General features: G+C 68.8%; 20 protein-coding genes. 8 read left to right on the top strand and 12 right to left on the bottom strand.

The window, feature by feature from the left end; genetic code table 11:
• Positions 1-4 precede the first annotated feature (4 nt).
• From ACIA8G_RS29665 to ruvC, 7 genes are all read right to left on the bottom strand, one after another.
• Complete coding sequence (locus ACIA8G_RS29665) at positions 5-496, bottom strand: adenine phosphoribosyltransferase (RefSeq protein WP_396421977.1); 492 nt, start codon at positions 494-496, stop codon at positions 5-7.
• A 23-nt stretch (positions 497-519) separates the two neighbouring features.
• Positions 520-1,683 carry a protein translocase subunit SecF gene (gene secF / locus ACIA8G_RS29660; protein ID WP_396421976.1) on the bottom strand — a complete coding sequence of 388 codons (1,164 nt, stop codon included), beginning with the start codon at positions 1,681-1,683 and terminating at the stop codon, positions 520-522.
• 1 nt (position 1,684) lies between these two features.
• Positions 1,685-3,466: a protein translocase subunit SecD gene (gene secD, locus ACIA8G_RS29655; protein WP_396421975.1), complete on the bottom strand. Its 1,782-nt coding sequence runs from the start codon at positions 3,464-3,466 to the stop codon at positions 1,685-1,687.
• A 129-nt stretch (positions 3,467-3,595) separates the two neighbouring features.
• The gene (yajC, locus tag ACIA8G_RS29650) at positions 3,596-3,946 is read right to left on the bottom strand and encodes a preprotein translocase subunit YajC (protein ID WP_396421974.1); all 351 of its coding nucleotides are present in this window, start codon (positions 3,944-3,946) and stop codon (positions 3,596-3,598) included.
• A gap of 93 nt (positions 3,947-4,039) precedes the next feature.
• On the bottom strand, positions 4,040-5,053 hold the full coding sequence (ruvB, locus tag ACIA8G_RS29645; RefSeq protein ID WP_396421973.1) for a Holliday junction branch migration DNA helicase RuvB: 1,014 nt from the start codon (positions 5,051-5,053) through the stop codon (positions 4,040-4,042).
• Positions 5,050-5,631, bottom strand: a complete 582-nt coding sequence (gene ruvA, locus ACIA8G_RS29640; RefSeq protein WP_396421972.1) for a Holliday junction branch migration protein RuvA — start codon at positions 5,629-5,631, stop codon at positions 5,050-5,052. Before ruvA ends, ruvB begins: the two co-directional genes overlap by 4 nt.
• 384 nt (positions 5,632-6,015) lie before the next feature.
• Complete coding sequence (ruvC, locus tag ACIA8G_RS29635) at positions 6,016-6,585, bottom strand: crossover junction endodeoxyribonuclease RuvC (RefSeq protein ID WP_396421971.1); 570 nt, start codon at positions 6,583-6,585, stop codon at positions 6,016-6,018.
• Between the two features lie 138 nt (positions 6,586-6,723).
• Between ruvC and ACIA8G_RS29630 the strand changes: the two genes are divergently transcribed.
• The 4 genes from ACIA8G_RS29630 to ACIA8G_RS29615 are packed head-to-tail and all read left to right on the top strand — an operon-like array spanning position 6,724 to position 9,989.
• Positions 6,724-8,211: a diguanylate cyclase domain-containing protein gene (locus tag ACIA8G_RS29630; protein WP_396421970.1), complete on the top strand. Its 1,488-nt coding sequence runs from the start codon at positions 6,724-6,726 to the stop codon at positions 8,209-8,211.
• Entirely contained in the window at positions 8,208-8,654 is a 447-nt protein-coding gene (locus tag ACIA8G_RS29625) for a cupin domain-containing protein (RefSeq protein ID WP_396421969.1), read from the top strand. Before ACIA8G_RS29630 ends, ACIA8G_RS29625 begins: the two co-directional genes overlap by 4 nt.
• A 10-nt stretch (positions 8,655-8,664) precedes the next feature.
• On the top strand, positions 8,665-9,468 hold the full coding sequence (locus tag ACIA8G_RS29620) for an alpha/beta fold hydrolase (RefSeq protein ID WP_396421968.1): 804 nt from the start codon (positions 8,665-8,667) through the stop codon (positions 9,466-9,468).
• Entirely contained in the window at positions 9,465-9,989 is a 525-nt protein-coding gene (locus ACIA8G_RS29615; protein ID WP_396421967.1) for a S1 RNA-binding domain-containing protein, read from the top strand. The genes ACIA8G_RS29620 and ACIA8G_RS29615 overlap by 4 nt, the downstream gene beginning before the upstream one ends.
• On the opposite strand, the gene ACIA8G_RS29610 is transcribed toward ACIA8G_RS29615, so the two are convergent.
• Complete coding sequence (locus ACIA8G_RS29610; RefSeq protein ID WP_396421966.1) at positions 9,986-10,861, bottom strand: SBBP repeat-containing protein; 876 nt, start codon at positions 10,859-10,861, stop codon at positions 9,986-9,988. The genes ACIA8G_RS29615 and ACIA8G_RS29610 overlap by 4 nt on opposite strands.
• A gap of 82 nt (positions 10,862-10,943) precedes the next feature.
• Between ACIA8G_RS29610 and ACIA8G_RS29605 the strand changes: the two genes are divergently transcribed.
• Together ACIA8G_RS29605 and ACIA8G_RS29600 are read left to right on the top strand one after the other, a co-directional pair.
• Entirely contained in the window at positions 10,944-11,369 is a 426-nt protein-coding gene (locus tag ACIA8G_RS29605; RefSeq protein WP_396421965.1) for a MarR family winged helix-turn-helix transcriptional regulator, read from the top strand.
• Positions 11,370-11,483: 114 nt separating this feature from the next.
• Positions 11,484-12,863 (top strand): FAD-binding oxidoreductase, encoded by a 1,380-nt coding sequence (locus tag ACIA8G_RS29600; RefSeq protein WP_396421964.1) that lies wholly within the window; start codon positions 11,484-11,486, stop codon positions 12,861-12,863.
• A gap of 3 nt (positions 12,864-12,866) precedes the next feature.
• Here the strand turns inward: ACIA8G_RS29600 and ACIA8G_RS29595 are convergent, their stop codons facing one another.
• A complete protein-coding gene (locus tag ACIA8G_RS29595; protein WP_396421963.1) occupies positions 12,867-13,547 on the bottom strand; it encodes an SDR family oxidoreductase in 681 nt (226 codons plus the stop codon).
• A gap of 53 nt (positions 13,548-13,600) precedes the next feature.
• Here ACIA8G_RS29595 and ACIA8G_RS29590 point away from each other — a divergent pair, with 53 nt between their 5' ends.
• A complete protein-coding gene (locus ACIA8G_RS29590; RefSeq protein ID WP_396421962.1) occupies positions 13,601-14,635 on the top strand; it encodes a serine hydrolase in 1,035 nt (344 codons plus the stop codon).
• A gap of 125 nt (positions 14,636-14,760) precedes the next feature.
• Here the strand turns inward: ACIA8G_RS29590 and ACIA8G_RS29585 are convergent, their stop codons facing one another.
• From ACIA8G_RS29585 to ACIA8G_RS29575, 3 genes are read right to left on the bottom strand one after another with little or no spacing between them, the layout of a single operon-like run.
• Positions 14,761-15,567 carry a sugar phosphate isomerase/epimerase family protein gene (locus ACIA8G_RS29585; protein ID WP_396422349.1) on the bottom strand — a complete coding sequence of 269 codons (807 nt, stop codon included), beginning with the start codon at positions 15,565-15,567 and terminating at the stop codon, positions 14,761-14,763.
• A complete protein-coding gene (locus ACIA8G_RS29580; RefSeq protein ID WP_396421961.1) occupies positions 15,549-16,568 on the bottom strand; it encodes a dihydrodipicolinate synthase family protein in 1,020 nt (339 codons plus the stop codon). The genes ACIA8G_RS29585 and ACIA8G_RS29580 overlap by 19 nt, the downstream gene beginning before the upstream one ends.
• Positions 16,561-17,703 carry a Gfo/Idh/MocA family protein gene (locus ACIA8G_RS29575; RefSeq protein WP_396421960.1) on the bottom strand — a complete coding sequence of 381 codons (1,143 nt, stop codon included), beginning with the start codon at positions 17,701-17,703 and terminating at the stop codon, positions 16,561-16,563. Before ACIA8G_RS29575 ends, ACIA8G_RS29580 begins: the two co-directional genes overlap by 8 nt.
• 146 nt (positions 17,704-17,849) lie before the next feature.
• On the opposite strand from ACIA8G_RS29575, the gene ACIA8G_RS29570 reads away from it, so the two are divergent.
• Positions 17,850-18,866 carry a LacI family DNA-binding transcriptional regulator gene (locus ACIA8G_RS29570; RefSeq protein WP_396421959.1) on the top strand — a complete coding sequence of 339 codons (1,017 nt, stop codon included), beginning with the start codon at positions 17,850-17,852 and terminating at the stop codon, positions 18,864-18,866.
• The last annotated feature ends 41 nt before the right edge of the window (positions 18,867-18,907 follow it).

Genomic DNA, 18,907 nt, shown 5'->3' with positions numbered 1-18,907 from the left:
CAGCTCAGACGGCGAGAAGTGCGCTGACCTCGCGGCCCGCGAGCCGCGAGCGTCCGCCCAGCGCGGCGATCTCCAGCACCACGGACACACCGGTCACGATGCCGCCGGCCCGCTCCACGAGCGTGCAGGCGGCTTCGGCCGTGCCACCGGTGGCGAGCACGTCGTCCACCACCACGACCCGTTGGCCGGGCTGGATGGCGTCGGCAGGAAGCTCGAGAGAGGCCTCCCCGTACTCGAGCGAGTACGACACCGAGTCGGCGACCACGGGGAGCTTGCCGGGCTTGCGCAGCGGCACGACGCCGTAGCGCCAGCCGTAACCGAGAGCAGCACCCAGGAGAAAGCCGCGCGACTCGATGGCGGCGATCACCTGGGTGCTGTCGTCGATCTTGTCCTGCAAGGCGTCGACCACGGCGCGCAAGGCGTCCGGGTCGGCGAGGACGGGCGTGAGGTCCCGGAAGACGACCCCTGGCTGGGGGAAGTCGGGGACCTCACGCATCAGTCCCAGAGCACGATCCAACTTCAACGCTGACGCTTTCCGGTCGGGCGGCCACGGCGGGCGTCGGCGGCCTTGGCCGTGCGGGTCGGCACCGAGGCAGCCGCGGCGTACGCGGCCTCCTGGCGCAGGTCCGCGGACAGCTGGTCCTCGTCCACCGACTCGATGCCCTCGGCGACCTGAGCGGTCGGCGAGGCGGCCTTGCTGCGGCGGGTGGCCACGCGCTTGGCCTGTGCCTTGTACTTCGGGTCGCGCATCTTCAGGTCCACCAGCACCGGGGTGGCGATGAAGATCGAGGACAGCGCGCCGATGAACATACCGACGAGCTGCACCAGCGCCAGGTCCTGCAGCGTGCCGACGCCCAGGATGCCGACGCCGACGACCAGCAGGCCGATGACCGGCAGCAGCGCGATCAGCGACGTGTTGATCGAGCGCATCAGGGTCTGGTTCAGCGCCAGGTTCGCGGCCTCGCCGTAGGTGCGGCGGGTCAGGCCCAGCAGGCCTCGGGTGTTCTCCTTGACCTTGTCGAACACGACGACCGTGTCGTACAGGGAGAAGCCGAGGATGGTGAGCAGACCGATGACCGTCGCGGGCGTCACCTCGAACCCGATGAGCGAGTACACGCCCGCGGTGATGATGACGTCGTGGAACACGGCGACGAGCGCGCCGACGGCCATGTGCCACTCGAAGTAGAACACCAGGAACAGCGTCACCACGACGAAGAACCAGAACAGGGCCCACAGCGCCTTGAGGCTGATCTCACCGCCCCAGGACGCCGAGACCGCGGAGTCGGAGATCGCTCCCTGACCGCCGTTCGGGTTGGTGCCCTGCGCGAGCGCGGTCTTGAGGGTCGCGACCTCGGCGATGGTCAGCGCGGGCGACTTGATCTGGATGCTCGCGCTGGCACCGGAACCGACGGCCTGCACGGCGTTCGGCTTCTTGCCGGGCAGGGCCTTCGAGAACACGTCCTCGACGGTGCCCGTCGTGATGGTCTGGCCGCTGACCGACACCGACGGCATCGAGATCTTGGTGCCGCCCTTGAAGTCGATGCCAAGGTTGAAGCCGTTGAAGACCATCGAGCCGATGCAGACCAGCAGGATGATGCCGGACGTGATGTACCAGCGGGTGCGCTTGCCGACGATGTCGAAAGCGCCGTTGCCGACGTAGAGGCGCGTGAACACGTTGCTCATGTCAGGCCTCCTTCACGGCGGTGGTCTTGCCCGGCGTGCCCGCGCGGTGCGTGGCGCCTTCGCGCGCGGCACCACCCAGGCCGGACAGGTTCGGGTTGGACAGGAACTTGGACTTCGACGCCATCGCGACCAGCGGGTGCGTCACGAGGAACACGACCACGAGGTCGAGGACGGTCGACATGCCCAGGGTGAACGCGAAGCCCTTCACCTGGCCGACCGCGATCACGTACAGCACGGCGGCGGCGATGAACGAGACCGCGTCGGCAGAGAGGATCGTGCGGCGGGAACGGACCCACGCGCGCGGCACGGCCGAGCGGAACGAGCGGCCTTCACGCACTTCGTCTTTCAGACGTTCGAAGAAGACGATGAACGAGTCCGCCGTGATACCGATGGCGACGATGAAACCGGCGATACCCGCGAGGTCGAGGGTGAAGCCGATCCAGCGGCCGAGCAGCACCAGCACGCCGTAGACGATCACGCCGGACAGACCCAGCGACAGGATCGTCATGATGCCGAGCAGGCGGTAGTAGAACATGCAGTAGACGAACACCAGCGCGAGGCCGATGCCACCGGCGATCAGACCGGCCTTGAGCGACTGCAGGCCGAGCGTCGGGGAGATCGTCTGCGCCTCGGAGGCGTCGAAGGACAGCGGCAGCGCGCCGTACTTCAGGGTGTTCGCGAGGGCCTGCGCCTCCTTCAGCGTGAACTTGCCGCTGATCTCGGTCGAGCCGCCCGCGATGGCCGACTGGATGGTCGGCGCGGACATGACCTCACCGTCGAGCACGACCGCGACGGCCTGCTGGACGTTGGCCGCGGTGAACTTCGACCACTTCGTGCCACCCTCGGACTTGAAGTCGAGGTTGACGACGTAGCCGGTGCCGTTCGGGTTCGCGTTCGCGGCGGCGTTGCTGATGTCCTCACCGGTCAGGCGTGAGTACATGCTGTAGTCGTCCGGCTTGGTCGTCGTGTCCGCAGGGGACGGGTTCACCGGGCCGAGGATGTACTTGAACTCGCCCTTCTCGTCACAGGTGACGAGCGGCTTGTCCAGGTCGTCGTTGCCACGCAGCGGGTCCGGCTGCGAGCAGTCGAGCATGATCGCCGCCTGCTGCAGGATCTGCTGCTCCGAGGCCTGGCGCAGCGCCTTCGCCTCCTGGATCTCCTTCGCGACCTTGGGGTCGACGTTGGAGGGAGCGGACGGCGTGCTCGGCGCGGTGCTGGACGGCGCGGTGCTCGACGGCGGCGGAGCGCTCGACGGCTGCGCCTGCAGGTTCGGCGCGGGGCGGCCGTTCGGGGCGTTGCTCGACGACGGGGCGCCCGCGGTCTGGCTCGGCGTCGACGGAGCGGTGCTGCCCGAGGGCGGCGTGCTCGACGACGGCGCCGGAGCGGTCGGCGGGGCGGCGGCGGGGACCGGGTTGCCGAGCACCTTGCGGAACGCGAGGCGTGCGGTCTGGCCGAGGCCCTTCGCACCTTCGCTGTCCGCGCCGGGCACGGTGATCGTCAGGTTGTTGCCGTCTCGCACGACCTCGGCACCGGACACACCGAGACCGTTGACGCGGACCTCGATGAGGTCACGTGCGCGGTTCAGCGCGTCCTCGCTCGGCTGGGCACCGTCTTCCTGACGCGCGGTCAGCGTGACGATGGTGCCGCCCTGGAGGTCGATACCGAGCTTGGGTTTGGCCGAACCGTTCCCGGTCAAGAACACCAGGGCGTAAAGAGCGACCACGATGAGGACAAAACTCGCCAGATACTTCGCAGGGCGAATTTGCCCGGCCGGAGGTGCCACGATCCGTCCGTCTCCTAGTAGCGATGGTTTCCGAGCGCGCAGCGTAACGCGCGCCGCGTGAGCTGCGCGTCACTACCTGGAGTCGGCGGTGTTCACAGTTGCCAACTCCAGGAGTGCGAGCTTATGTCGTTACTTCTTGGCGCTGTGGTCCAGGGGCTCGGCGACCTGTGCGGTGGTGGCCGGCGCCTCGTCCTCGGCGTCGTCGTCGGTCTTCTCGACAACGGCTTCGTCCGTGTCGGCGACCTTCTCGCGAATGGCCGCCCGCAGCCAGCGCGTCACGACACCCTCGGAGATCTCGATGTCGATGGTGGTGTCGTGGCTCGCGTCGGCGACGGTGCCGTACAGGCCCGACGTCGTCATCACCTTGTCGCCGGGGGCGAGCGAGTCCTGCAGGTTCTTCTGCTCGGCCATTGCTCGCTTCTGCTTGCGCGCGCTGAGGAACAGCGGCACCGCCAGCAGAACCAGAAGCAACGGGAACATCAAATTGCCAAGGCTGCCCATCATTCTCCGATCAAGTGGACATGCATCGAGGCACGTCCGATATGTCCAGGTGCTTTCACCGATTGTGCCAGGTCACCACAGTTGATCACCGGCGGGCGGTTCCAGCCCCAGGTGGTACCACGCGGCCGGCGTCGCCACTCGGCCCCGCGGTGTCCTGGCCAGCATGCCAGCCCGCACCAAATACGGTTCGCACACCTCTTCCACGGTGGTCGGTTCCTCACCGACAGCGACCGCGAGCGTGGACACCCCGACCGGACCCCCGTTGAAGCTCTTGACCAGCGCGGTCAGCACCGCCCGGTCGAGCCGGTCCAGGCCCAGCTGGTCGACGTCGTAGACCTCCAGCGCCTGCTTGGCGATCTCTTCCGTGACCCTGCCGTCGGCCCTGACCTCGGCGAAGTCGCGGACCCTGCGCAGCAGCCGGTTCGCGATGCGAGGCGTCCCCCGTGAGCGACCGGCGATCTCGATGGCGCCGTCGTCGTGCAGGTCGACGCCGAGGATCTTGGCGCTGCGCCGCACGATCAGGTCGAGCTCTTCGGCGCTGTAGAACTCCATGTGGCCGGTGAAGCCGAAGCGGTCGCGCAGCGGCCCGGTGAGCGAGCCGGACCTGGTCGTGGCGCCCACCAGCGTGAACGGCGCGATGTCGAGCGGGATGCTGGTCGCGCCGGGCCCCTTGCCGACGACCACGTCGACGCGGAAGTCCTCCATCGCGAGGTACAGCATCTCCTCCGCAGGCCGGGCCATGCGGTGGATCTCGTCGATGAACAGCACGTCGCCCTCGACCAGGTTCGACAGCATCGCCGCGAGGTCGCCCGCCCGCTCCAGGGCGGGGCCGCTGGTGATGCGGATGGCCGCGTTGAGCTCCTTGGCGATGATCATGGCGAGGCTCGTCTTGCCCAGGCCGGGAGGGCCGCTGAGCAGGACGTGATCCGGGGCCGTGCCACGACGCATGGCGCCTTGCAGGACGAGTTCGAGCTGCTCCCGCACCCGCTGCTGACCCACGAACTCGTGCAGGTCACGCGGCCGCAGCGTGGTCTCGACGTCGCGCTCGGCCGGCACGGCGAAGGGGCTGAGCTCGTCCTCGTTCACTTGCGCCCCAGGGTCGCGAGCGCACGGCGCAGAACGGCGCTGGTGGACTGGTCCGGGTTGGCGGCGAGCACACCGTCGACCGTCGCTTCCGCCGACTTCGCCGGGAAGCCGAGCCCGAGCAGCGCTTCGACGACGTGGTCACGCGTCTGGCTGTGCGCCGGCGTCGTGGGCGCGGGCAGGGCGCCGACCTTGTCGCGCAGCTCGATGATGAGGCGCTCCGCGCCCTTCTTGCCGATGCCGGGGACCTGGGTCAGCACCGTGATGTTGCCTTCGGCGAGGGCGTGGCGGAGCTTGTCCGGTTCCAGCACCGCGAGGGTGGCGAGGGCGAGCCTCGGCCCGATGCCGCTGACCGTCTGCAAAAGGCTGAAGAGCTCGCGGGCGTCGGCGTCGGCGAACCCGAAGAGGGTCAGCGAGTCCTCGCGGACGACGAGGGTGGTGGCGAGCTGGGTCTCCTCGCCGCGGCGCAGGCTCGCGAGCGTGGTGGGCGTGGCCTGGACGGCGAAGCCGACGCCGCCCACCTCGACTACGGCGTGGTCGAGGCCGACGTGCTGCACCTGGCCGCGCAGTGACGAGATCACCTGGTTCCTCCGGGGTTCACGCTCGCGCAGGCGTCCCCTCGCGAAGGGGACCCCTTGTTTTCATTCTCCCAGCCGACACCGACAGTTTCGGCACGCGCTGAAGCCATCATGATCCGCTCCGCCGCGAAGCCCTGGGCAGCGGGGCCGTGCAGCCCACCAGCCGACCTGCGCGGTATCGCTTCCCCTACGGCGCGAAACGAGGCCATCACGACCCGCCCCACCCGTGCAGCCCGGGCAGCCGGGCCACCAGCCGACCTCGCGGCATCGCATCCCCCACGACGCGAGACGTGGCCATCACGGCCCGCCCCACCGTGCAGCCCCAGGCAGCCGGGCCACCAGCCGACCTTCGCGGCATCGCATCCCCCACGACGCGAAACGTAGCCATCACGACCCGCTCCGCCGCGCCGCCTCGGCCAACCGGGCCTTGTGGACGCGAGCGAGCTCAGCAGCCCGCGCCTGCGCCTCCTGCATCCGGTCGCGCATCGGCGCGCGCCAGTGGTGGCAGATCGCCAGTGCCAGCGCGTCCGCCGCGTCCGCCGGCTTCGGCGCGACCTTCAGCCCGAGCAGCTTGGTCACCATCGCGGTCACCTGCGCCTTGTCCGCGCGGCCCGACCCGGTGACCGCCGCCTTCACCTCGGACGGTGTGTGGAACTCGACCGGCAGATTCCGTTGCGCCGCAGCCAAAGCCACCACACCCGACGCCTGTGCGACCCCCATCGCGGTGCTGACGTTGTGCTGCGCGAAGACCCGTTCGATCGCGACGACGTTCGGCTCGTAGCGGTCCAGCCACTCGCAGACGCCCTGGTACAGCTGGTGGAGCCGCACGGCCAGATCGGCCTCGACGGGCGTGCGCAGGACGTCGACGGCGACGATGCGCACGGTCCTGCCAGGCCCGCCGTCCACGACGCCGAAGCCGCACCTGGTCAGACCGGGGTCGACCCCGAACACCCGCACAACAGCTCCCCGGATCCAGAAGAACGAACACTCGTTCGAACCATATCCGCAACCCCGAAGCGGTACTTGCACCGACACGGTTCGACAAGTCGAGGTCGCCGTTACTACGGTGGTCGGGTTTCGATCACGGGAGATGCGGTGAAGCGGTTCTGGCTCGTGGCTGGGTGCGTCGGCGTCTTCATGACCGTCACCATCCTCACCGCCCTCGCCGCACCCCGCGATATCGGCGTGGCAATCGACAAGATCGTGCAGCTCGTGTTCGCCATCGCGGCGTTGATCGCGTACGCACGTCAGCGAAACCGCTGGATGACGGCGGCCATGACGAGCCTGACCATCGGGTTGTCGGCGTGGATCTGGGGTCAGCAGATCCTGGGCGTGCAGCTGCCGACGAGCACGATCGCGCCGCTCGGGTTCACGCTCGTGCCCGTCCTCTGCCTGGCCGCGCTCATCGCGAAGGCGCAGTCGGCGCGCCGTGCCGACGACCTGCTGCCGAACTACCGCAGCCGTACGGTCGTCGTGCTCGACGGACTGATCGTGATCGGCTCGCTGTTCGTGCTGACGTGGGTGTCCGCGCTGGAGTCACTGACCCGCGCGTGGGCGACCGAAGGTCCCGGTTTCGCCACCGTCGTCGCACATCCCGCCACGTACCTCGTGCTGCTCGTGGCGATCGTGGTGATGTCGTGGACGCATCAGTCCGTGCGTCAGTGGCCGATGCTGTTCGTGGCACTGGCCGGTATCGCGCAGTCGTCGTCGGGCTGGGTGTTCGCGTACTACATCTCGACGGGCGTCACGGCGATCCCGGCGACCGCGGACATCGGGTTCATGCTGTGCCCGGCGTTCTTCCTCCTCAGCGCGCTGGCGCCGACCCGCAACCTCGAACCGTCGTCCGGCCGCATGCGCATGGCCGACCTGCTGCACCTGCTGGTGCCGTACCTGCCGCTCGCGATCACCGGCCTCTTCATCATGTGGAACACCGCGACCGGCGGACGCCTCAACCCGGTGGAGATCTACGTCGGGCTTCTGGTCGTGTGTCTCGTGATCGTGCGGCAGCTGCTGACGATGATGGACAACGTCCGGCTGATGGACCAGCTCCGCGTCTCTCGCGAGCAGCTACGGCACGAGGCGACGCACGACCCGTTGACCGGGGTGGCGAACCGTTCGTTGTTCCGCGATCGGCTAGATCGAGCACTGGCGGTGCAGGATCGCGCACGGCCGTTGGTCCTGCTGTTCATCGACGTGGACGGGTTCAAGGCCGTCAACGACAACCACGGCCACGCCGAGGGCGACATCGTCCTGCGCAACGTCGCCGCACGGCTGGTGGGTTGCGTGCGCGCGGAGGACACCGTGGCGCGGTTGGGCGGCGACGAGTTCGGCGTGCTGGTGGACGGCGGCGAGGCCGACGAGATCGGTTCGCGGCTGCTGCTGGCGTTGTCGCACCCGCACGAGGTGCACGGCCGCGTGCATCGCGTGCACGCCAGCATCGGCGTGGCGCAACGGCTTTCGTACGATCCGTCCGTCACCGCGGACGACGTGCTGGGTGCCGCGGACGCCGCGATGTACACGGCGAAGCGGCTCGGCAAGGGCATGGTCGTCGTGCATGGTTCACCGCTTCCGGAGATGACGTGACCCCTGAGAAGTTGAACGCTGAGCAGCTGATTTCCTCGCTGGGCATGCAGGAACTCCCCGTCGAGGGCGGGTACTTCGCGCAGACCCACCGTTCCGCCGAGGTGTCCGCGATCGCGTACCTGCTGCGCAAGCCCGACTTCTCGGGCATGCACGTGCTGACGCACCTCGAGATCTACAACTTCCACGCCGGTTCGCCGTTGCAGATGCTGCTGCTGCACCCGGACGGTTCCGTGACCACACCCCTGTTGTCTGGTTTGAATCCGCAGGTCGTCGTGCCCGCGGGCGTGTGGCAGGGCAGCGCGCCCGCCGGCGAGTGGTCGTTGGTCGGCACGGTGGTGGTGCCGCCCTACACCGACGAGATCGTCTCGTTCGGGCACGCGGACGACCTGTGCGCGCGTTATCCCTCTCACGCCGAGGAGATCCGCGGGTTGTGCCGCTTCTAGGATCTTCGGAATGGCCCTCGTCCCGCTCAACGGCATCTCGCTGAACGTCCAGACCGAGGGCTCCGGCCCGCTGGTCGTGCTCGTGATGGGCACCGGCAGCCCCGGCCGCGTCTGGCGCACCTACCAGGTGCCCGCGCTGGTCAAGGCCGGCTACCGGGTGGCGTTCTTCGACAACCGGGGCATCAAACCGTCGTCCGAGTGCGCCTCCGGCTTCACCATGGACGACATGGTGGCCGACACGGCGGCGCTGATCTCCCACCTGGGCGGCCCCGCACACGTCATCGGCACGTCCCTGGGCGCCCGGATCACCCAGGAACTAGCGCTGGCGCACCCTTCGCTGGTGCGCAGCACCGTGCTGATGGCAACCGCCGGACGCCCCGAACCCGTGCAGCAAGCGTGGACGCGCGGCATGAAGGAGCTGCACGACAAGGGCGTCGAGGTGCCCCCGTCGTTCTACGCGGCGGCCTCGCTGATCAGGAACGTGTCGGCGGCGACCCTGGCGGACCCGATCGTGGCCCAGGACTGGCTGCAGATGTACGAGTTCGCGGGCTCGTCGATCGGCCCCGGCGAACGAGCCCAGCTGAACCTCAGCGACTTCACCCCGCGCATCGAGGCCTACCGCGCGATCACCGTGCCTACTTTGGTGATCGGGTTCGCCGACGACCGCGTCCTGCCACCCCACCTGTCGCGCGAGGTGGCGGACGCGATCCCCGGGGCCCGGTACGCGGAGGTCGACCGGTGCGGGCACATCGGTTATCTGGAGCGGCCGGACGAGGTGAACCGGCTGCTGGTCGAGTTCGTCGGTGGCGCGTGAACCCGCACGAGCACCCGGAACTCGACGCGTTCCTGGCTTCGCTGGAGCGGGGGCGGCTGTTGTCCGGCACGGTCGCGGCGATCGAGCAGTTCGGCGTGTTCGTGAAGCTCGACGACGGTCCTGACCACCCGTCCTTTCCCGGTGTCGGGTTCATCTCGCCTCCTGAACTGTCCTGGCGCTGGATCTCGAGCACGTCCGAGGCAGTGGAGATCGGGCAACGCGTGACCGCCGAGTTCCTTCAATACGACACGTGGAACATGGAGGCCCGGCTGCCGTTGCGGGCAACGCAGCCGGACCCCTTCCAGGCGTTCGCCGATGACGTCACCGTCGGGCAGGAACTTCGCGGCCGCGTGACGAAGCTCGTCCCGTTCGGCGTCTTCGTCGAGGTCGCGGACGGCATCAACGGATTCGTCCACAAGGACGACTTCACCGCAGAACCCACGCAAGTCGGCGAGGAGCTCGCGGTCGTCGTCATCGAGATCGACCGCGAGCAACACCGGCTGCGCCTGTCCGCGCGCTAGCGGTCGAGCCTGAACTCGTCCGAAGTCCCACCCCCAGCCAGCACATCGATGTACCCGCTCAACACATACGTGCCATAGGGCGTACGCGCAGCCGTAGTAGGAGTGGTCCCCCAATCACGCTGCCCCGTAACCCGCCAAGTCCGAGTGTCCACAGTGGTCACCGCATTCTTCCCAGGCGCAGCAAGGTTGTTCGTGACGACCACCAGCCCCCGAGGCGTCAACACAAGCCCATCCGCCCCAGGCAACTTGGGCACGGGCAACTCCTCCACGCGATCACGCGTGACCTTGAACAACGTGCCGTTCGTGTAGTGCCCGGTAACGAGGAATCCCCTTGGATCCCAGACGATTCCGTTGTTCCCGAACGCCGCCCCACCCAGCCGCGGGTCGCGTGCGAACGGCGTCACGACCCCCGCCCGGTCGACCTTCCAGATGGTGTCGCCCATAGTGCCGGTGACGTAGGCGTTGCCCTGCGGGTCGACCGCGATGTCGTTGGCACCGTTGGGAATGTCGACCAACTGCAGCGTCCGGCCGGTGCGCAGGTCGAAGATCCCCAGCCCGGACTGGCCGGGATCCTTCTTCTCGCCGAACCCGATGTCCGCGTAGGCGACGAGCAGCCGGCCGCGGTCGACCTGGATGCCCAGCGTGGACACCATCTTCGTGCCGGTGACCAGCGGCCGGACCTTGCCGTCGCGGCTGACCAGCGACACCGTGCCGTGCCGCAGTGACCCGACCAGGAACTGGCCGCGGGTCGGATCCCACTGCACGCCCTCGGGGTGCAGGGACGGCGCGCTCGCCGAGATGTGCTTCGGCGCGGCTTGCGCCGTGCCCGTGACCAGCAACAACGCGGCCATGATGGCCAACGCGATGCGCATGGCTTCCCTCCAGTTAGAGCCCTGATAGTTATCAGAGTCCTGATAACTATCAATAGTCTTACCACACTCCTACGATGGGCGGATGCGCAGCGGCGATCGGATCGGTGGCGACATCAAGCGCGCCGAGCAGGACCTGATGGCCGCCAAGTCGGCGGCGGTGAAGCCGGCGGGCCTGACCGTGCCGCAGTACGCGGCGCTGCTGGCGCTGAGCGACCACCCCGGCGCGCCCGCTGCGGAGCTGGCGCGGTTGTGCCTGGTCACACCGCAGACGATGACGACGATCCTGCAGAACCTGGTCGCGATGGGGCTCGTCGAGCGGACGCCGCACCAGTGGCAGCGCAACGTGCTGGAGAACCGGCTGACCGAGAGCGGCTACGCGACGTTCCGCGAGGCGGACAAGGGCGCGGTCGCGGTGGAGCAGAAGCTGGCGGACGCGTTCAGCGCGGAGGAGCGCACGCAGTTGCGCGCGCTGCTTCAGCGGTGTTCAGAGGTGCTCAGCGGGAGCTGAACGGAGTCACCGGGGAACGCGGGGTGACCGGTTCTTAGGGGATTCTTACTGGACGCGCGGGTAGGCCGCGGGAGGCGGAACCTGAGTGAACTCAGCACTCAGGGAGGTTCAGCCATGACAGACCTAGGGAGCCTGCACGACGCGTTCTCCGGAACCCTGCTCACCCCGCACGACGAGGCGTACGAGGGCGCGCGAGCCGTGTTCAACAGCGCCGTCGAGACGAGACCGGCGGTGATCGCCCAATGCGAGAACACCGCCGACGTACGCGAAGCACTCGCTTTCGCCCAGCGTGCCGGGATGCCGGTGGCGGTGCGCAGCGGCGGCCACAGCGTGGCGGGCGCGAGCCTCGTGCAGGACGGCCTGGTGCTGGACATGCGCCGGATGAACGCCGTCTCGATCTCGCCCGACGCGCGCAGCGCCGTGGTGGGCGGCGGAGCCACGTGGAGCGCGTTCGACCGGGCCGCGCAACCCTTCGGCGCCGCCACGACCGGAGGCAGGGTCTCCACCACGGGCGTCGCCGGGCTGACCCTCGGCGGCGGGTCCGGCTGGCTCGAGCGCAAGTGCGGGCTGGCGTGCGACAACCTGCTCGCCGTCGACCTCGTGCTCGCCGACGGCAGGATGGTGACCGCTAGCGAGACCGAGCACCCCGACCTGTTCTGGGCGTTGCACGGCGGTGGCGGCAACTTCGGGGTGGCCACGTCGTTCACGTTCCGGCTGCACCCGCTGCCGGAGTTCTCCTTCGCGCTCATGCTGTGGCCCGCCGAGGACGGCGAAGCCGCGACCCGCGCCTACCGCGACTTCGTCGACACCGCGCCGGACGAGACGGGCGGCGGCGCCATCTACCTGACCGGGCCGCCGGAGGACTTCGTGCCCGCCGAGCTCGTCGGCAAGCTCTGCTGCGGCGTTCTCGTCACGTACATGGGCAACGCCGCGGAACTGGAGAGCCTGATCGCCCCGCTGGCGGCGCTGGAACCGCGCGCACTTGTGCTGACCGACATCCCCTACGCCGACCTCCAGTCCATGTTGGACGATCCGCCCGGCTTCCGGAACTACTGGTCCGCCGAGTACCTGCGGTCGTTGCCGGACGAGGCTGTGCACGAGTTCTGCGCCGCCGCCGAAAAGATGATCAGCCCGTCGCCCTCCCAGCACGCCTTGCTCCCGTGGGGCGGCGCGGTCGCCCGCAACGCGGCCGAGTGGCCGATGGCCAACCGCGACACGCCCTGGATCGCGCACCCGCTGGGACTGTGGGAGGACCCCGCGGACGACCAGCGGGCGCGGGACTGGGCGCACCACCTGCGTGACGTGCTCGCGCCGTGGACCACGGGCGCGGTCTACCTCAACTTCATCGGCGACGAGGGCGCCGACCGCGTCGTGGCCGGTTACGGCCGGGAGAACTACGACCGGCTCGCCGCGATCAAGGCTGAGTTCGACCCCGGCAACGCGTTCAACCTCTGGCACAACATCGTGCCCGCGAAGCCCGCGGTCACCACCTGAGGCTCAGCGGTGAGCGGCCTGACCGGTGGGCCGGATCAGGATCTCGTTCACGTCCACCGTGGACGGTTGCGAGACGGCGTAAAGCACCGCCCTGCCCACGTCCTCCGGCGCCAGCTTGGGATCGTCGGCCCGGGACGCCGGGATGGCGTCCGTGTCGACGAGCCCAGGCTGCACCACCGTGACCCGCACCCCGGTCCCCACAGCCTCGGCCCGAATAGCCTGCGCCAGCCCGGTCACCGCCCACTTCGTCGCCGAGTACAGATTCCCCGGCCGGACCCCGCGCCCGGCCGCCGACCCGGTCAGCACCAGATGCCCACCGGACCGGACCAAAGCGGGCATCGCCGCGCGCGCCGTGAACGCCGGGCCGCACACGTTCGTCACGACCATGTCCGTCCATTCCGACGGCTTGGCGCCCGAAGAAGTGGTGAACGAAGTGTCGACCGAGACGCCGGCGTTCGCGAAAACCACGTCGATGCGACCCCAGCGGGATTCCACTCGGGTCATCAGGTCCTGCACGGAATCCCATGAGGAAACGTCACATTTCGCGTCCCACCCGCGGTCTCCGACAGATTCTTCGGCCGAGCGCGAAGCCCTCACGACTCGATACCCCGCATCGAGGGCGAGCGCTGCGGTCGCTGCCCCGATACCGCGGGAGGCACCGGTCACCACGAAGACGTTTTCCATGTAACGGAACCCTAGTCAGAGAGATGTCAGTGCCGCCTGTTTTGATGTTGCGCATGACTTTGAACCGCAGGTCCGTGTTCGGGCTGGGAACCGTCGCGGCCGCGACGGCCGTGCTCGGCTCCAACGGTGCCGCCCACGCTCAGGAAGAGGCGGAGGTCGAGATCGAACGCTCTCCGACCACCGCCGACAGGTCACGCAAGCGCGTGGCGCAGGTCTACCGCAGGCAGGTCCGCAAGGCGCGCGGCAGCTGGTCGTCGCTGATCACGGTCGCCGACCTCGACGGCAACACCAAAGCCGCCGTCGACGAGACCGCTGACAAGGTCGTCGAGGCCTACAGCGTCAACAAGGTCGCCGTCGCCGTCGCCGTGCTGGACAAGGTCGACCGCGGGCTGATCAAACTCACCGACCAGGTCGAGGTCACCGCGGCGATCGTCATCCAGGACACCGACGGCATCTTCGCGCTCGACGGCGCGTACCCGAGCAAGGTGACGGTCGGCCACGCGCTGGCGAACCTGCTCACCGTCTCGGACAACACCGCGGTCCGCCTGTGCGGCCTGGTCGCGCCGGCCCTGGAGATCAACCAGATCCTCAAGGACAAGGGCTTCGTGCACACGCAGGTCGTGCCGGTCGCGAACCCGAACCGGTTCTTCCTCGGCACCACGACGGCGCGCGAGATGCACACGCTGCTGCAGAAGCTGGTCGACGGCCAGCTGCTGTCCGCGGCGTCGACGGCGTACCTGCTGAACATCCTGCGCGCGACGGCGAGCTTCACCGACGGCGTGCGGCTCAAGCTGACGACCAACGAGCGGCTGCGCGTCGCGACGAAGGCCGGCTGGTTCGAGGACGGCCGCAACGAGGCCGGGATCATGTTCAGCGAGGACAACCGGGCGATCCTCATCTACTCGATGTTCGCCTCCGGTCAGTTCGACGGTGACAAGGCGCTCAACGACGCCGACTTCAGCACCACGCACCCGGCCGTCGCGGCCCGCGCGGAGCTCGGCCGGTCCATGTTCGACGCCGTCATCAAGATCACGACCACGAAGCCGAAACACCTTGCAAAGGTTTACAGGTTCGTCAACGGCGGCTGATTCCTGAGATTTATCTGAAAACGGGACCACCGGGCTCCGGTTCTCAGATATACACGTACCAACGCCGGGGTCGGTCGTCGCCGCCGTCGACGACCGGCTTCCCGCGTTGGTCACACAGTTGTTCGCTAGAGCGCCGGTTCCACAATGGAGTGGTACCGCCGCGAAACCTCTTTGATCACCTCATCGAATTCCGCCGCCCAAATGCCGGCGTTGAAGATCTCCACCTCGATGTCACCTGAGTAGCCCGTCGCGGCAACATGCCTGGTCAGACGGTCCAGATTGATGTCGCCATCGCCGGGATAACCGCGGCCCAGCAACACGTCCGCCGGCACCGGCGTGAGCCAGTCGCACACCTGGTACGACGCGATGAGCGAACCCGCGCGAGCGATCTGCGCGTCGAGATCCGGGTCCCACCAGACGTGCAGGGCATCGACGACGACGCCCACCGACCGGTGTTTCTCGGCGAGATCCAGGGCCTGCGCGAGCGTCGACAGCACGCCGCGGTCGGCACAGAACACCGGGTGCATGGGTTCCAGAGCCAGCGTCACGCCCGCTTCCCCCGCGTACACCGACAACTCCGCGATGGCGTCCGCGACGCGTTGACGTGCGCCGACCAGATCCTTGTCGCCCGCGACTCCCCCGACGACCATCACCAGCGTGCCGGTCCGCAACGCCGCCGCTTCGTCGATCGCGCGGCGGTTGTCGTCCAGCGCCGCCCGGTTGTCGACCGCCGTCAGGAACCCGCCGCGGCACAACGACGACACGCGCAGACCCGCGTCCGCGACGAGCTTCGCGGTGCGTTCCAGGCCGTGGTCCGCGACCGGTTCGCGCCACAGGCCGATCGACTCGATGCCGTGGCGGGCACAGCCTTCGACCGCCTCGACGACGGTCGCGCGCTTGATGGTGGCCTGGTTCAGCGAGAGGCGAGCCACTGCTGCCACCGCCTCTCCGCGAACTCCGGGTCGAGCACGCCGGCGATCTCCGCGAGCCGCTTCGCCTCGGCCAGGTGCTCGACGCTGCGCGCGGATTGCAGGCCGTCGAGCAGCACGAACCGTTCCTGGTGGCCCGCGAGCCACGCCAGGAACACCACTCCGGTCTTGTAGTAGTAGGTCGGCACGCTGAACAGGTGACGCGACAACGGGACCGTTGGCCCGATGATCCGGTGAAACCCGTCGATGTCGCCCTCGGCGAGCTTCTTCAACGCCTTCGCGGCCACCGGCGCGATCGGGTCGAAGATGCCGAGCAACGCGTCGCTGTGGCCCTCCGAGTCGCCCGCGATCAGCTCCGGGTAGTTGAAGTCGTCACCGGTGTAGCAGCGCACGCCGGCCGGGAGCCGGCGCCGCAGGTCGATCTCGTGGTCGGCGTCGAGCAGCGACACCTTCACCCCGTCGACCTTGTCCGGGCGCTCGGCGATGATCGCCAGGAAGTTGTCCGTGGCGGCGGCGGTGTCGGTGGCACCCCAGTAGCCCCGCAGCGCCGGGTCGAACGCCGTGCCGAGCCAGTGCAGGACCACCGGTTCGCTGACGCGGTCGAGCAGCGTGCCGTAGACCTCGGCGTAGTCCTCCGGGCTCTTCGCGACCGCCGCGAGCTGCCGCGAGCACATGAGCACCGGCTGTGCGCCCGCCTCCTGCACGACGTCGAGCTGCTCGGAGTAGGCCTTCACCACGTCGTCGAGGCCCACCTCACCGGTCAGGTGGTCGGTGGCGACACCCGCGCAGATCCGCCCGGCCTTCTCCCCGGCGCTGCGGCGGATCAGCTCGGCCGCGGTGGGCCAGTCGAGGCCCATGCCGCGCTGCGCGGTGTCCATCGCCTCCGCGACACCCAGCCCGTGCGACCAGAGGTGGTGCCGGAACGCGAGCGTGGCATCCCAGTCGACCGTGCGCTCGTCCTTCGCCACGACGTGGGCCGCGGCGAACACAACACGTTCAGACATCAGGGATCTCCACCCGGCGACCCTCCGAAGAGGACAGCAGCCCGGCCGCCGCGAGCGAGACTCCCCTGGCCCCGGCGCGGAAGTCGTGCGGGAACGGTGTGCCCTGGTAGACGTGCCGCAGGAACTCCTCCCACTGCACCTTGAAGCCGTTGCCGAACTCCTCGTTGTCCGGCACCTGCTGCCACTGGTCGCGGAACGGGTGCGTGACGGGGAGATCCGGGTTCCAGACCGGTTTCGGCGTGACGGCGCGGGGCTGCACGAAACAATCGCGCAGCCCCGCGACCGCACTCCCCTCGGTGCCGTCTACTTGGAACTCGACGAGCTCGTCGCGGCGCACCCGGACGCACCAGGACGAGTTGATCTGGGCGATGACACCACCCGCGATCTCGAAGATTCCGTACGCCGCGTCGTCCGCGGTCGCCGCGTACTCGGTGCCCTGCTCGTCCCAGCGGGCTGGAATGTGCGTCACGGCCTTCGCGGTGACCGCCTCGACCCGGCCGAAGAGGTTGTGCAGCAGGTAGCTCCAGTGGCAGAACATGTCCGAGACGATGCCGCCGCCGTCCGCGAGCCGGTAGTTCCAGCTCGGGCGCTGCGCGGCCTGCCAGTCGCCCTCGAAGACCCAGTAGCCGAACTCGCCGCGCACGCTCAGGATCCGGCCGAAGAAGCCGCCGTCGATCAGCCGCTTCAGCTTGCGGATGCCGGGCAGGTAGAGCTTGTCGGCCACGACGCCGTGCCTGAGGCCCCTCTCGTCGGCGAGCCGCGCGAGCTGCAGCGCCTCCTCGACGGTCTCGCTGACCGGCTTCTCGGTGTAGACGTGCTTGCCGGCCTCCAGGGCCTTGGTGATCGACTCGACGTGCTTGGACGTGACCTGCGAGTCGAAGTAGATCTCCACCGCCGGGTCGGCCAGCGCCGCGTCGAGGTCGGTGGTCCAGCGCGCGAGGTCGTGGCGTTCGGCGATCTCCTTGAGCTTGTCGGCGTTGCGGCCCACCAGGACCGGCTCCACCTTCAGCACCGTGCCGTCCGGCAACCGCACGCCCTCGTCGCGCAACGGCAGCAGGGAACGGACCAGGTGCTGGCGGTATCCCATCCGCCCGGTGACGCCGTTGACCGCGACCCCGATGGTCCGAACCGCCATCGCACCTCCCTGGAATCAGGTCTGTGAACAACCCTGGAAACAGCGCAGGAAAGCGCTTTCCCGCCACGCTAATCGCGGTGCTTGACGGCCGTCAACCTCCTCGCGAGTTAGTCTCAGCGCTCACATGCACGTTGACGGAGGTGGTCGTGTCCGCGCGACAGGTGACGCTCGCCGAGGTGGCGAAGCAGGCGGGAGTGTCGCTGGCGACCGCCTCTCGCGTGCTCAACGGCAGCACGCGGCAGGTGAGCGAGGACCTGAGCGACCGCGTCCTGCGCACCGCCGAGCAGCTCGGCTACGTGCCGAACGCCTCCGCGCAGGCACTCGCCCGCAACTCGAGCTCGCTCGTCGGGCTGGTGGTCCACGACATCACCGACCCGTACTTCTCGTGCATCGCCGCGGGCGTGACGCGGGTGGCAGAGGAGGCCGGGCTCGTCGTCGTGCTCGGGACGACCGGGCGCCGGCCGGAGCGTGAGGTGGAGCTGCTCTCCACGCTGCGCGCGCATCGGGCCCGCGCGGTCGTGCTGGCCGGTTCGCGCACGACCGACCGCGCCTCGCAGGCCCGGCTGGCCGCGGAGATCGACGCGTTCACCGAGCAGGGTGGGCGTGTCGCGTGCGTGTCGCAGGCGAAGCTCGGCACCGACACGGTCGTCCCGGGCAACCGGGCGGGAGCCCGGGCGCTGGCCCGCGCACTGGCCGAACTCGGGCACAAGAAGTTCGCCGTTCTGGGTGGACCTTCCGAACTGGTGGTCGCCCGCGACCGGCTGGCCGGGTTCAAGGCGGGTCTCGCCGACGCCGGGATCGCACCGCCCGTGGTGATCAACGGGGCGTTCACCCGTGACGGCGGGTATGCGGCCGCGATGGAGCTGCTGGGCTCGAAAACGCGCACCACCTGCGTGTTCGCCGTGACCGACGTGATGGCGATGGGCGCGATGGCGGCGCTGCGCGAGCGTGGTGTGCGGGTGCCGGAGGACATGTCCATCGCCGGGTTCGACGACATCCCGACCCTGCGCGACACGGTGCCGGCGCTGTCGACCGTGCGGTTGCCGCTGGAGCACATGGGCGAGATCGCCGCAGGTCTCGTGCTGGACGCGGGTGGTGACGAGGCACGCACCGTCCGGGTTGCCGGCGAGGTGGTGCTCCGGGCCAGCACTGCTCACAATTAGACTCATCTTGCTGTCCAAGTTGAGTTAGAGGAGTTGAGCCG

The sequence above is a fragment of the Lentzea sp. NPDC051213 genome (assembly GCF_044455585.1).
Lineage (GTDB): Bacteria > Actinomycetota > Actinomycetes > Mycobacteriales > Pseudonocardiaceae > Lentzea.
This window is presented reverse-complemented; position numbering and strand designations above follow the sequence as displayed.

Coding starts and splice junctions, on each gene's coding strand:
- ACIA8G_RS29665 (WP_396421977.1), bottom strand. CDS start 496: ATGCGTGAGGTCCCCGACTTCCCCCAGCCAGGGGTCGTCTTCCGGGAC.
- secF (WP_396421976.1), bottom strand. CDS start 1,683: ATGAGCAACGTGTTCACGCGCCTCTACGTCGGCAACGGCGCTTTCGAC.
- yajC (WP_396421974.1), bottom strand. CDS start 3,946: ATGTTCCCGTTGCTTCTGGTTCTGCTGGCGGTGCCGCTGTTCCTCAGC.
- ACIA8G_RS29620 (WP_396421968.1), top strand. CDS start 8,665: ATGGCCCTCGTCCCGCTCAACGGCATCTCGCTGAACGTCCAGACCGAG.
- ACIA8G_RS29610 (WP_396421966.1), bottom strand. CDS start 10,861: ATGCGCATCGCGTTGGCCATCATGGCCGCGTTGTTGCTGGTCACGGGC.
- ACIA8G_RS29605 (WP_396421965.1), top strand. CDS start 10,944: ATGCGCAGCGGCGATCGGATCGGTGGCGACATCAAGCGCGCCGAGCAG.
- ACIA8G_RS29600 (WP_396421964.1), top strand. CDS start 11,484: ATGACAGACCTAGGGAGCCTGCACGACGCGTTCTCCGGAACCCTGCTC.
- ACIA8G_RS29595 (WP_396421963.1), bottom strand. CDS start 13,547: ATGGAAAACGTCTTCGTGGTGACCGGTGCCTCCCGCGGTATCGGGGCA.
- ACIA8G_RS29590 (WP_396421962.1), top strand. CDS start 13,601: ATGACTTTGAACCGCAGGTCCGTGTTCGGGCTGGGAACCGTCGCGGCC.
- ACIA8G_RS29580 (WP_396421961.1), bottom strand. CDS start 16,568: ATGTCTGAACGTGTTGTGTTCGCCGCGGCCCACGTCGTGGCGAAGGAC.
- ACIA8G_RS29575 (WP_396421960.1), bottom strand. CDS start 17,703: ATGGCGGTTCGGACCATCGGGGTCGCGGTCAACGGCGTCACCGGGCGG.